The organism is Fusibacter sp. A1 (genome assembly GCF_004125825.1).
Lineage (GTDB): Bacteria > Bacillota > Clostridia > Peptostreptococcales > Acidaminobacteraceae > QQWI01.
In genome coordinates this window covers 1-13,756 of the sequence record NZ_QQWI01000004.1, presented here as the reverse complement: position 1 = coordinate 13,756, position 13,756 = coordinate 1, and the positions used below count along the sequence as shown (strand labels likewise).

The window sequence follows — 13,756 nt, the reverse complement described above, 5'->3', positions numbered from 1 at the left end:
TAGGAGCGCAAGCTTAATTTCCTACCGAGGATGAGTTCAATTATAATGATTGATTCTGCCTCTTTGTCAAAGCAAAGGGGTTTTTTACTGAATAGATTTAAGGAGGTGGACAAATGTCTAAGAACTTCGAACTAAAAAAAGGTGTTGTTGCTGAGATTCGTGAGAAGCTCGATCGCGCTCAATCATTAGTTCTCGTAGAGTACAAAGGTTTGAACGTTGAAGAAGCAACTGACCTTAGAAACGCGTGTCGTGACGCTGGCGTTGAATACAAAGTTTATAAGAATAACCTTGTAAAACGTGCTGCAGAAGGTACACAATTCGAAAGTCTTGCTAATGATTTGACTGGCCCTAACGCTTTCGCGTTTGGTTATGATGATCCTGTGACTCCTGCTAAAGTCCTAAAAGAAATGAGTGCGAAAGCAAAATCGCTTCAGCTTAAAGCTGGTGTGGTTGAAGGTACTTACTTCAATGAAGACGGCATTAGGGAAATCGCAGAAATTCCAAGTAGAGAAGTACTTATCGCTAAGTTACTTGGTAGCTTCAATGCTCCAATTTCAAACTTCGCATACTTACTTTCAAACATTGCAGAGAAAAAAGAGCAAGAAGCATAATTAGTTGTTTTATTAAAATTAACGGAGGTATTTATCATGACTAAAGATCAAATCATTGAATCAATCAAAGAGATGACAGTTTTAGAACTTAACGAGCTTGTTAAAGCTTGTGAAGAAGAATTCGGCGTATCTGCTGCTGCTCCTGTAGCTGCTGCTGGTGCTGTTGCTGGTGGCGCTGCTGCTGAAGAGCAAACTGAGTTCGACGTAATCCTTGCTAGCGCTGGTGAAAAGAAAATCAACGTTATCAAAGTTGTTCGTGAACTTACAGGTCTTGGCCTTAAAGAAGCGAAAGCTCTTGTTGACGGCGCTCCAAGTGCTGTTAAAGAAGGCGTTGACAAAGACGAAGCTGAAGCAATCAAAGCTAAACTTGAAGAAGCTGGCGCTAACGTAGAAATGAAGTAATAAAAATCACCGTCCACATCGTGGGCGGTTTTTTTTATGCTTTACTTCATTTCTACGTTAGCGCAGCGCCACTGCGAATTCATTTCATTCGCAGCGCCCCCGCGGCAAGGGACTTTGCATTCCAAGTGCCCGAAGAGCGGCTTCAACCTCTTCACCGACCCCTTCTAACAAACCTCGCAAAACAAACCTCGCAAAACAAACCTCTCAACCCACAACCTCAAAACCCAAAACCCCCGCTCAAAAAAATCAACCCCGAAATCCTCAAAATACCCCCTTGACACCCTCAAAAGCCTGTGATATGATATCACAATGCCATAAGTATGGACTAGTATGGAAAAATAGCGCCTGATACATGACGCTATTTGTGTGTAAAGGGCTGTATCCCTGTAATACCAACGCTAGTAGCCATTATTACAAATGTATTAAAGATTCATTAAGTTTCTTTAACATAACTACCTTTCCCAGAATGGCTTCTGGGTCGATCAAGACAAGGGGTGAACATTAATGCCGCAACCAGTTAAATTGGGCAGAAGAGAAAGAATGAGCTTCTCCAATGTGGAACAGCTATTAGAGACGCCAAATCTAATAGAAATCCAAAAGAAGTCGTATCAATGGTTCTTAGAGCAAGGTCTAATGGAAGCTTTCCAAGATATCTCGCCTATACAGGACTACACTGGCAACTTGATTTTAGAATTCTGCGACTACAATTTGGAAATGACTCCAAAGTACGAAGTGGAAGAATGTAAAGAACGTGATGTTAACTATGCTGTTCCTTTAAAAGTTCAACTTAGATTCATCAACAAAGAAACTGGAGAAGTAAAAGAACAAAAAGTATTTATGGGTGATTTTCCTCTGATGACAGAGAAAGGTACATTCATCATCAACGGTGCTGAGCGTGTTATCGTATCTCAGCTAGTTCGTTCACCAGGTCCTTACTATTCTCAAACAATTGACAAAGTGGGTACAAAACTTTATGCGACAACTGTTATTCCTAACAGGGGTGCATGGCTTGAGTATGAGACGGATTCCAACGATATCGTATCGGTTAGAATCGACCGTACTCGTAAGTTGCCTGTTACCGTTCTTGCTAGAGCGCTTGGTTACGGATCGGATCAGGAAATCTTAGAGCTGTTCGGTGAAGATGAGCGTCTGTTGAAGACACTTGATAAAGATAGTTCTTCGACTCAAGAAGAGGGTCTTATCGAAGTATACAAGAAACTTCGTCCAGGTGAGCCACCGACAGTCGACAGTGCAAACAATCTGCTTAATTCCTTATTCTTTGATGCGAAACGTTATGACTTAGCTAAAGTGGGTCGTTACAAGTTCACTAAAAAGCTGTCTCTTTCGAACCGTATAGATGGTAGAGTCGCTGCTGAACGTATCGTTTCCCCTATGACCGGTGAAGTTTTGGTTGAAGAGGGCGAATTGATCACACGCGCAAAAGCGTACACCATTGATGATTCAGGTTGCAAGACCGCGCTTGTTTATGGCGATGACGACAAAGTCGTAAAGATCATCGGTAACCATTTTGTGGATATCACAAAGTACATTGACATAAAAGATCCACACATGGAGAAAAAAGTTTACTTCCCTGTGTTAAAAGAAATTCTTGAAGCGACTGACGATGAAGATGAGCGAATCGAACTTGTTAAAGAACGTAAAAACGAACTGGTTCCTAAACACATTCTCATTGACGATATTATCGCGTCGATCAGTTATATTCTAAACATGCCTCATAACATCGGTAACACGGATGATATCGATCACCTTGGTAATAGACGTATCCGTTCAGTCGGTGAACTTTTACAAAATCAATTTAGAATCGGTCTGTCACGTATGGAACGTGTTGTACGTGAGCGTATGACGATTCAGGATATGGAATCGATCACTCCTCAGGCGCTGATCAATATTCGTCCTGTGGCAGCGGCTATCAAAGAATTCTTCGGTAGTTCGCAGTTATCTCAGTTCATGGACCAGACAAACCCTCTGGCTGAACTTACGAACAAAAGACGTCTATCGGCTCTTGGACCAGGTGGTCTTTCGAGAGAACGTGCAGGCTTTGAAGTCCGTGACGTTCACTACTCGCATTACGGCCGTATGTGTCCAATTGAAACACCTGAGGGACCAAACATCGGTCTTATCGGTAACTTAAGTATCTTTGCCCGAGTGAACGAATATGGATTTGTTGAAACTCCATACCGCGTGGTCGACAAAGAGACTGGCATTGTAACAAAAGACATCGTGTTCATCACTGCGGATATCGAGGAAAAATCGATCGTTGTTCCTGCGACTGAACCTATCGGTGAAGACGGACGATTCGTTCATGAACGTATTGTCGGTCGTAGAAGACATGAAATCGCTGAATACCCATCGAAAGATGTCGATTATATGGAGATCGCCGCTCAGCAGATGGTATCTGTAGCGACTTCCATGATTCCATTCCTTGAGAATGACGATGCCAACCGTGCCCTGATGGGTTCGAACATGCAACGTCAGGCAGTACCTCTTGTCAAGGCGCAAGCGCCAATCATCGGTACGGGTATGGAATACCTTGCAGGTCTTGATTCAGGTGCGGTTGTTCGTGCAAAGAACGACGGTGTCATTGAATATGTTTCTGCAGATGAAATTGTGGTTAAAACAGACAATAAATCGAAAGATCGATTCAAATTACTCAAGTTCAAACGATCCAACCAAGGAACCTGCATTACTCAAAGACCACTAGTAAGCAAAGGGGACAGGGTAGTCGCAGGCGAAGTGATCGCTGACGGTCCTTCTACTGAAAACGGTGAAATCGCACTTGGTGCAAACCTACTTGTCGGTTTCATGACGTGGGAAGGTTACAACTATGAGGATGCGATTCTCTTAAGTGAAGAGCTTGTTAAAGATGATGTGCTTTCATCCATCCATATCGAAGAGTACGAGTCAGAAGCAAGAGACACAAAGCTCGGACCTGAAGAGATTACAAGAGATATTCCAAATGTCGGTGACGACGCGCTTAAGAATCTTGATGATCGCGGTATCATCAGAATCGGTGCTGAAGTCAACCCTGCTGATATCATGGTAGGTAAGGTAACGCCTAAAGGCGAGACTGAGCTGACTGCTGAAGAACGTCTCTTAAGGGCGATCTTCGGAGAGAAAGCTAGAGAAGTAAGAGATACTTCATTAAGAGTTCCACATGGTGAGAACGGTATCATCGTCGATGTGAAGATCTTCACGCGTGAAAACGGTGATGAACTGCCACCAGGTGTAAACGTACTTGTACGTGTCTATATCGCTAAAAAACGTAAGATCAACGTCGGTGACAAGATGGCCGGACGTCATGGTAACAAGGGTGTAATTTCAAGGATTCTTCCTATAGAAGACATGCCTTTCCTAGATGACGGAACGCCGATCCAAATCATGCTTAACCCACTGGGCGTACCTTCGCGTATGAACATCGGTCAGGTACTTGAGATTCACCTTGGTCTTGCGGCTAAGAAGTTCGGATGGCATGTAGCCACTCCGGTATTCGATGGGGCGAAAGAGTCACAAATCATGGATCTTCTTGCAGAAGCGGGATATCCACGTGACGGTAAACTTGTAATCAGAGACGGTCGTACTGGTGAATCGCTTGATAACCGTGTTACTGTCGGTTACATGTACATGCTTAAACTGCATCACTTAGTTGATGATAAACTTCATGCTAGATCTACTGGACCTTACTCGCTGGTTACGCAGCAGCCACTTGGTGGTAAAGCGCAATTCGGTGGTCAGCGTTTTGGTGAGATGGAGGTATGGGCACTTGAAGCATACGGTGCAGCTCATACGCTTCAAGAAATCTTAACAGTTAAATCAGATGACGTTGTGGGACGTGTTAAAGCGTACGAAGCAATCGTCAAAGGAGAAAACATTCCTGAACCAGGTGTACCTGAATCGTTCAAAGTTCTTATCAAAGAGCTTCAGTCTATCGGACTTGATGTAAAAGTCCTTAGAGACGATGAAGGTGAGCTTCAAATCGAAGAAGATTTAGAAGATGTTCAAGAATACGATGAACTCGTTCTCGAAGAAACCGGCCACTTTGTCGATGATACTGAAAAGGATCCGATCGACGATGTGATCGAAGAAGACGAGGAAGACGACTTTATCGATGAAGATAGCGACGAAGATTTCTTATTGTAATGTAAGGGGTGGGACTTATAACAAGTCTCACCAGTAATCTAATATGATATTGAAGGGAGCGAAACACCCTTGAGCACAACTAACAATTTTGAATTTAACAATTTTGATTCGATCAAAATAGGTTTAGCTTCGCCGGATAAGATCAGAAACTGGTCTAAAGGTGAAGTAAAAAAACCAGAAACAATCAACTACAGAACGTTAAAACCTGAAAAAGAAGGTTTGTTCTGCGAAAAAATATTCGGACCTACAAAAGACTGGGAATGTCACTGTGGAAAATATAAACGCGTAAGATACAAAGGTGTCATTTGTGACCGTTGCGGCGTTGAAGTGACAAAAGCGAAAGTTAGACGTGAACGTATGGGTCATATCGAACTAGCTGCTCCTGTATCACACATCTGGTACTTTAGAGGAATTCCGTCGAAGATGGGTATTCTTCTGGACATGTCTCCAAGAGCACTTGAGAAAGTACTTTATTTCGCATCTTACATCGTTATCGATGGCGGAGATACGTCACTTAGCCGTAAGCAAATCTTAACTGAGCAGGAATACAGCGACTACCGCGAAAAATACGGAAACGCGTTTAAAGCGGGTATGGGTGCTGAATCTGTCAAAGAAGTTCTTGCTGCGATCGACTTGGAGGCTTTGTCCACAGACCTTCGTTCGAAACTGAAAGACAGTACCGGTCAAAAACGAGTAAAAGCACTTCGAAGACTTGAAGTGGTAGAGTCGTTCATTCAATCGGGCAACAACCCAACTTGGATGATCATGGACACGATTCCAGTAATTCCACCGGATTTAAGACCAATGGTTCAGCTGGATGGTGGCCGTTTTGCGACTTCTGACCTAAATGACCTTTATCGTCGTGTCATCAACAGAAACAACAGACTTAAGCGTCTCTTGGAACTGGGTGCGCCTGACATCATCTGTCGTAATGAAAAGCGTATGCTTCAGGAAGCTGTGGATGCGCTTATCGATAACGGTAGACGTGGCAGACCTGTTACAGGTCCTGGTAACCGTCCGCTTAAATCGCTTTCTGACATGCTTAAAGGTAAGCAAGGTCGTTTCAGACAGAACTTACTTGGTAAACGTGTCGACTATTCAGGTCGTTCGGTTATCGTTGTAGGTCCTGAGCTTAAGTTCTATCAATGTGGTCTTCCTAAGACAATGGCGCTAGAGCTATTTAAACCATTCGTCATGAAACGCCTTGTAATGGACGGTTATGTTCATAACATCAAGAGCGCCAAGCGTATGGTCGAACGTGTTCGTCCAGAGGTTTGGGACATCGTTGAGGATGTCATCAAAGAGCATCCGGTTCTTCTGAACCGTGCCCCAACGCTACACAGATTAGGTATCCAGGCATTTGAGCCGATCCTAGTTGAAGGTAAGGCGATCAAGCTGCACCCACTTGTGTGTACAGCATACAACGCCGACTTCGATGGTGACCAGATGGCTGTTCACGTACCGCTTTCTGTTGAAGCTCAAGCAGAAGCGAGATTCCTGATGCTTTCTGTGAACAACATCCTTGCTCCAAAAGACGGTTCGCCGATCACTACTCCTACACAGGATATGGTACTTGGCGCTTACTATCTTACAATGGATGGCTATGAGGACAAGCTTGACGAAAACGGAAACGTGATCGAGAAGGGTGAACTGGGTAACGGTACTGTCTTCAAAGATTACGACGAATTGCTGCTAGCTTACTTCAATAGAGTGGTCAGCCTACATGCGAAAGTAAGAATTCGTGTGAAGCTTACTGCGGATGATCCAGGTAGACTTGTTGAAAGTACAGTCGGTAGAATCATCTTTAATGAAAACATTCCACAAGACTTAGGTTTTGTTAATAGAAAACTTGACGCGTATGCGATGGAAGTCGACTTCGAGTGTACTAAAAAGGCGCTTGAGAAGATCATCTCCAAATGTTTCCACAGAAAAGGGAATACAGCAACCGCGCACATGCTTGACCACATCAAGCGTATGGGCTTCAAATATTCAACTCAAGGAGCAGTTTCGGTTTCGGTTTCAGACATGATCATTCCTGACGAAAAGCCAGCACTGATTGAAGAAGCTAGACTTGAAGTTGCCAAATATCAGAAAGCGTTCCGACGCGGTCTTATTTCAGATGAAGAAAGACACGATAAGGTTATCGCGACTTGGACCCAAACTACAGAAGATGTGACAAACGCCTTGATGGCAAACCTTAAAAAGCGTAACAACATCAATATCATGGCTTACTCAGGCGCAAGGGGTTCTAAGAACCAGATCCGTCAGCTTGCCGGTATGCGTGGACTGATGGCGAATGCTCTTGGTGAAACCGTTGAGATTCCGATCACATCAAACTTCCGTGAAGGTCTGTCTGTTCTTGAGTACTTCATCTCGACAACTGGTGCCCGTAAAGGTCTTGCCGATACAGCGCTACGTACAGCCGATTCCGGTTACCTTACAAGACGTCTTGTCGATGTATCTCAGGATATCATCGTTAGAGAAGTCGATTGTGAAACTGAGCGTTCTATAGAAGTAAGCTCATTTAAAGACGGTAACGAAATCATTGAAGGCGTCGAAGAAAGACTTACTGGAAGATACTTGTCAGAAGATTTGACTGATCCTGAATCAGGTGAGACGATCGCTTACAGAAATCAACTTGTTAGTGAAGAACTTGCAGAAGCAATCGTAGCTGCAGGTCATCATAGCGTGAGAGTTCGTTCTGTCATGACTTGTGATGCCGCCCAAGGTGTTTGTGCAAGATGTTACGGAATCAACCTTGCTAACGGACGTTCTGTAAACGTCGGTGAGGCTGTAGGTATCATCGCGGCCCAATCGATCGGAGAACCAGGTACTCAGCTTACGATGAGAACGTTCCATACAGGTGGTGTAGCCGGTGGCGATATCACGCAAGGTCTACCCCGTGTAGAGGAACTCTTTGAAGCAAGAAAACCAAAAGGTCTTGCTCTTATCGCTGAGATATCAGGTACGGTATCCTTTAAAGAAACTAAGAAAAAGCGTGAGCTTGTCATTACGGACAGTAGCGGAGAACAATCGATTCAACAAGTCGTATTCGGTTCGAGACTTAAAGTAAAAGACGGTGATTTTGTAGAAGCGGGTACAATCCTTACAGGTGGTTCTGTCAATCCACATGACATTCTAAGAATTGTCGGCGTCAAAGGCGTTCAGGATTACATCACTCAAGAAGTACAACGTGTATACCGTCTACAAGGTGTTGACATCGATGATAAACATATCGAAATCATTATCAAGCAGATGCTTGGTAAGATCAAAGTAGATGAAGCCGGAAGCACTGATCTGATACCTGGAGCACTGGTAAATGTTGCTGATTATGAAAGAGCAAACGCACTAGCCAGCGAAGAAGGAAGAGATCTTGCAGAGGGTACTAGGGTTCTTCTTGGAATAACAAAAGCGTCACTTGCGACAGAGTCATTCCTTTCTGCCGCATCGTTCCAGGAGACTACTAGAGTTCTTACGGAAGCAGCTATCAAAGGTAAAGAGGACCGTCTAGTCGGTCTTAAGGAAAATGTTATTATCGGTAAGCTGATTCCAGCTGGTACAGGAATGAGACGCTACAAAGATATCGGCATCGATACAGTGGAAGATGTTGAATCTCAAAGTGCTTCAGACGTGTTCTAGAAGGATTGATGATTGTAGTGCAGGGGATTTGGGTATAACCTATTTGCCCCTGTGCTATCATGAAAAAATACTTAAATAATTTGTTGACACACATCCTATCTGGTGCTAAACTTGATAAGTGTGCTAATTGCGCTCTTTCATTTTGCGCTAAAAGCGTTTGATGGAGGTGACTAAATGTTTGAGATTGCAGACTTTAATAAACTGAGGGTTGGTGTAAAGCAAACTTCTCGTGCCTTAAAGGAACATCAAGTGGCTGTGTTGATCATAGCTAGTGATGCTGAACAACATGTCACAAGACGCATAGTCGAACTTGCAACAAACGATGCCGTTAAAATCGAGTACGTCGAAACGATGAAAGAACTCGGTAGGCTATGTCAAATTGACGTCGGTGCTGCAGTAGCAGTCATTATAAAGTAAACCGCCTAGTGCGGAATTTAGAAAAAGGAGGTAAAATGAATGCCAACTATTAATCAATTAGTTCGTAAAGGTAGAGAACTACAAAAGGACAAATCTACGTCGCCTGCATTACAAAGAACTTTCAATACACTTAAAAGGGTTCCTGTAAAGCAGTCTTCTCCTCAAAAGAGAGGCGTATGTACTTCTGTAAAAACAATGACACCTAAAAAACCTAACTCGGCCCTTAGAAAAGTTGCTAGAGTACGTTTAACGAATGGTATGGAAGTTACTGCATACATCCCTGGTGAAGGCCACAACCTTCAAGAGCACAGTGTTGTTCTAATCAGAGGTGGTAGAGTAAAAGACTTACCAGGTGTAAGATATCACGTAGTTCGTGGTGTCCTTGATACACAAGGTGTAGCTAACAAAAGTCAAGCAAGATCTAAGTACGGTGCTAAGAGACCTAAAGCTGTTAAAGCAAAGAAATAACAACCTCCTCGTCTTTAAAGACGAGGAATGTTTCTTAAATTAGTCTGTTAAACCGACACTACGCAATTTTAAGAGGGTGTTCCTCTTAAAAGTTGAGTACCGATGAGTAAATGAAATTATCTAGGAGGGAAGAGTTGTGTCTAGAAAAGGTAGAGCTCCAAAACGCATCGTTTTACCAGATCCGGTTTACGGTTCAAAAGTTTTAACTAAACTTATAAACCAAATCATGGTCGACGGTAAAAAAGGTGTATCACAAAAAATCGTTTACGGCGCGATGGAAACAATTGCCGAAAAAACTGGTCGCGATGCTCTTGAAGTATTCAATCAGGCGATGGAAAACATCATGCCTGTACTTGAAGTCCGTTCAAGACGTATGGGTGGCGCTAACTATCAAGTACCTGTTGAGGTTCGTCCTGAAAGACGTAAAACACTTGGTATCAGATGGTTGGTTATCCAAACACGTAAACGTGGCGAAAGAACTATGCACGAAAAACTTGCTAAAGAACTTATGGATGCAGCTAACAATACGGGTGGTTCTGTTAAGAAGAAAGAAGACACTCATAAAATGGCAGAAGCAAACAAAGCGTTCGCTAGCTACAGATGGTAAAATGACTCTTAGCATAACCCGCGGTCTACGTGCGTTATGCTAAAAGCATACTTATAACTTATTTTAGTCTGAATAATTGAAAGGAGGAAATCTTGTGAGTAGAGAATTTCCTTTAGAGAGAACCAGAAACATCGGTATCATGGCTCATATCGATGCTGGTAAAACTACTACAACAGAACGTATCCTATATTACACTGGTATCACACATAAAATCGGTGAAGTTCACGATGGTGGCGCGACTATGGACTGGATGGAGCAGGAACAGGAACGTGGTATCACTATCACTTCTGCTGCGACTACTTGTCAATGGGACAATCACAGAATCAACATTATCGATACACCAGGCCACGTTGACTTTACAGTTGAAGTTCAAAGATCACTTCGTGTTCTTGACGGATCTGTAGCTGTTTTCTGTGCAAAAGGTGGCGTTGAGCCTCAATCTGAAACAGTTTGGAGACAGGCGAACAAATATAAAGTACCTCGTATGGCTTTTGTTAACAAAATGGATATCACAGGCGCAGACTTCAAAAGAGTTGTGCAAATGATGAGAGACCGTTTGAAAGCCAACGCTGTTCCAGCTCAATTACCGATTGGCGCTGAAAACGACTTCACAGGCATCATCGACCTTATCAAGTTCGATGCACGTATCTTTGAAGGCGAACTTGGTCAAGACGTAAAAACAATCGAAATTCCAGCTGATATGATAGAAGAAGCTAAAGAAGCTAGACAAGCTTTGGTTGAAGCGATTTCTGAAACTGATGAAGAACTTCTAATGAAGTATCTTGAAGGTGAAGAGCCTACAATCGAAGAGTTGCAAGCGGCTCTTAGAAAAGCTACTATCGACAATATCGTAGTTCCAGTATTTTGTGGTTCAGCATACAAAAACAAGGGCGTTCAAATGCTTCTTGATGCTGTAGTCGCTTACATGCCTGCTCCTACTGATGTTGAAGCGATCAAAGGAACTATCGATGGTGAAGACGCTGAGAGACATGCTTCTGATGACGAACCTTTCTCATCACTTGCTTTCAAAATCATGACTGACCCGTTTGTAGGTCGTCTATCATTCTTCCGTGTTTACTCTGGTACACTTGAAGCTGGATCACACGTTTATAACTCTACAAAGGGTAAAAAAGAACGTATCGGTCGTATCCTTCAAATGCACGCCAACAAGCGTGAAGAAATTACTAAAGTATACTCAGGCGACATCGCTGCAGCTGTAGGTTTAAAATATACTACTACTGGAGATACACTTTGTGATCAAGACCATGAAATCATCCTTGAGTCTATGGATTTCCCAGATCCAGTAATCAGAGTAGCAATCGAGCCAAAAACAAAAGCTGGTCAAGAAAAAATGGGTATCGCTCTTGCTAAACTTGCTGAAGAGGATCCAACATTCAAAACTTGGACAGACGAAGAAACTGCACAAGTAATCATCGCTGGTATGGGTGAGCTTCACCTAGAGATCATCGTTGACCGTCTTTTAAGAGAGTTTAAAGTAGAAGCGAATGTTGGTGCGCCACAAGTTGCTTACAAAGAAACGATCAAAAAAGATGTCGATGTCGATCACAAATACTCTAAGCAATCTGGTGGTCGTGGTCAATACGGTCACGTTAAGATCAGAGTTGCTCCAGCAGAACCTGGTGCAGGTTACAGCTTTAAAAACTCAGTTACCGGTGGTTCGATTCCTAAAGAATACATTGGTAAAATTGATGAGGGTATTCAAGAAGCACTTGCTTCAGGTCCACTTGGCGGCTACGAAGTAGTTGACCTTGCAGTTGACCTTTACGATGGTTCTTACCACGAAGTCGATTCATCTGAGATGGCATTCAAAATCGCTGCATCTATGGCTCTTAAAGAAGCTGTTAGAAAAGGCGGCGGAGTACTACTTGAGCCATACATGAAAGTGGAAGTTGTTGTTCCTGAAGATTACATCGGTGACGTAGTTGGTGATATCAACTCTCGTCGTGGTAAACTTGAAGGTATGGATGCTGATTACGGCGTTCAAACAATCAGAGCTTTCGTGCCACTTGCTCAAATGTTCGGTTACTCTACAGACCTACGTTCTAAAACGCAGGGCCGTGGTAACTACACAATGGTATTTGACCACTACGAAGCAGTTCCAAACAACATTGCTGAAGAACTTCTTGGTAAAAACAAATAGGCTAATGTCTAAACAGTTCGGGGCGCTCTCCGGCGTCTCGAAACTTAACTATATTATGGGAGGAATTTCAAAATGGCTAAGCAAAAATTTGAAAGAAATAAGCCGCACGTTAATATTGGAACAATCGGTCACGTAGACCACGGTAAAACAACATTAACAGCTGCTATCACTACAACTTTATGGGACAAATACGGTCTAGGCGCTAAAGTAGATTTCGCTAACATCGATAAAGCTCCAGAAGAAAGAGAACGTGGTATCACAATCTCTACAGCTCACGTTGAGTATGAGACTCCAGCTAGACACTACGCTCACGTAGACTGCCCAGGTCACGCCGATTACGTTAAAAACATGATCACTGGTGCTGCTCAGATGGACGGTTCTATCCTAGTAGTTTCTGCAACAGACGGTCCAATGCCACAAACAAGAGAGCACATCCTTCTTGCACGTCAAGTTGGTGTTCCATACATCGTTGTATTCCTAAACAAATGCGACATGGTTGATGACGAAGAGTTACTTGAGCTTGTAGAAATGGAAATCAGAGAATTACTTTCTGAGTACGATTTCCCAGGTGATGACACTCCAATCTTCAGAGGTTCTGCTTTACTTGCTCTTGAAGGTCAAGCTGAATGGCAAGAAAAGATCGTTGAAATGTTTGACACGATCGACACTTACATTCCAACTCCAGAGCGTGACACAGACAAACCTTTCTTGATGCCAGTTGAGGACGTATTCTCGATCACAGGTCGTGGTACAGTTGCAACAGGTAGAATCGAAAGAGGTATCGTGAGAGTTCAAGAAGAAGTAGAAATCGTAGGTCTTCATGAAGAAACACGTAAAGTTGTATGTACTGGTGTAGAGATGTTCAGAAAACTTCTTGATGAAGGTAGAGCAGGCGACAACATCGGAGCGTTACTACGTGGTGTTCAAAGAACAGACATCGAAAGAGGTCAAGTACTTTCTAAACCAGGTTCAGTAAACCCACATACAAAATTCAAAGCTCAAGTATACGTACTTAAAAAAGAAGAGGGTGGAAGACACACTCCATTCTTTAACGGTTACAGACCACAGTTCTTCTTCAGAACAACTGACGTAACTGGTTCAATCGCTCTTCCAGAAGGCGTTGAAATGTGTATGCCTGGCGACAACATCGAGATGGAAATCGAGCTTATCGCACCAATCGCGATCGAGCAAGGTCTTAACTTCTCAATCCGTGAAGGCGGACGTACAGTAGGCGCTGGTGCTGTTGCATCAATCGTTGAATAATACGGATACTGAATAAAACAATGAAAGCAG

Annotated in this window: 9 protein-coding genes and 1 other annotated feature (1 of these 10 cut by a window edge); all 9 genes read left to right on the top strand. The window is 43.1% G+C overall.

All coding sequences use genetic code 11. The features are described from left to right. Positions 1-96: a sequence feature (ribosomal protein L10 leader region), on the top strand (it extends 28 nt beyond the left edge of the window). Between the two features lie 17 nt (positions 97-113). After that, positions 114-611, top strand: a complete 498-nt coding sequence (gene rplJ / locus DWB64_RS05845) for a 50S ribosomal protein L10 (RefSeq protein WP_129487275.1) — start codon at positions 114-116, stop codon at positions 609-611. A gap of 36 nt (positions 612-647) precedes the next feature. Further along, positions 648-1,013, top strand: coding sequence for a 50S ribosomal protein L7/L12 (gene rplL / locus DWB64_RS05840; RefSeq protein WP_129487274.1), 366 nt, complete (start codon positions 648-650; stop codon positions 1,011-1,013). A gap of 504 nt (positions 1,014-1,517) precedes the next feature. Further along, positions 1,518-5,171, top strand: coding sequence for a DNA-directed RNA polymerase subunit beta (rpoB, locus tag DWB64_RS05835; RefSeq protein ID WP_129487273.1), 3,654 nt, complete (start codon positions 1,518-1,520; stop codon positions 5,169-5,171). 69 nt (positions 5,172-5,240) lie between these two features. Then, positions 5,241-8,810 (top strand): DNA-directed RNA polymerase subunit beta', encoded by a 3,570-nt coding sequence (rpoC, locus tag DWB64_RS05830; RefSeq protein ID WP_129487272.1) that lies wholly within the window; start codon positions 5,241-5,243, stop codon positions 8,808-8,810. Between the two features lie 174 nt (positions 8,811-8,984). Further along, positions 8,985-9,227, top strand: coding sequence for a ribosomal L7Ae/L30e/S12e/Gadd45 family protein (locus tag DWB64_RS05825; protein ID WP_129487271.1), 243 nt, complete (start codon positions 8,985-8,987; stop codon positions 9,225-9,227). Between the two features lie 39 nt (positions 9,228-9,266). Beyond that, a complete protein-coding gene (gene rpsL, locus DWB64_RS05820) occupies positions 9,267-9,695 on the top strand; it encodes a 30S ribosomal protein S12 (RefSeq protein ID WP_129487270.1) in 429 nt (142 codons plus the stop codon). A gap of 136 nt (positions 9,696-9,831) precedes the next feature. Continuing rightward, the gene (gene rpsG, locus DWB64_RS05815; RefSeq protein WP_129487269.1) at positions 9,832-10,302 is read left to right on the top strand and encodes a 30S ribosomal protein S7; all 471 of its coding nucleotides are present in this window, start codon (positions 9,832-9,834) and stop codon (positions 10,300-10,302) included. Between the two features lie 94 nt (positions 10,303-10,396). Then, positions 10,397-12,463: an elongation factor G gene (gene fusA, locus DWB64_RS05810; RefSeq protein ID WP_129487268.1), complete on the top strand. Its 2,067-nt coding sequence runs from the start codon at positions 10,397-10,399 to the stop codon at positions 12,461-12,463. 72 nt (positions 12,464-12,535) lie between these two features. After that, entirely contained in the window at positions 12,536-13,726 is a 1,191-nt protein-coding gene (gene tuf / locus DWB64_RS05805) for an elongation factor Tu (RefSeq protein WP_129487267.1), read from the top strand. Positions 13,727-13,756: the final 30 nt, after the last annotated feature.

Excerpts from the sequence above, each read along its gene's own strand:
- tuf (WP_129487267.1), top strand. The coding sequence starts at position 12,536 with ATGGCTAAGCAAAAATTTGAAAGAAATAAGCCGCACGTTAATATTGGA.
- rplL (WP_129487274.1), top strand. The coding sequence starts at position 648 with ATGACTAAAGATCAAATCATTGAATCAATCAAAGAGATGACAGTTTTA.
- rpsL (WP_129487270.1), top strand. The coding sequence starts at position 9,267 with ATGCCAACTATTAATCAATTAGTTCGTAAAGGTAGAGAACTACAAAAG.
- rpoB (WP_129487273.1), top strand. The coding sequence starts at position 1,518 with ATGCCGCAACCAGTTAAATTGGGCAGAAGAGAAAGAATGAGCTTCTCC.
- DWB64_RS05825 (WP_129487271.1), top strand. The coding sequence starts at position 8,985 with ATGTTTGAGATTGCAGACTTTAATAAACTGAGGGTTGGTGTAAAGCAA.
- rplJ (WP_129487275.1), top strand. The coding sequence starts at position 114 with ATGTCTAAGAACTTCGAACTAAAAAAAGGTGTTGTTGCTGAGATTCGT.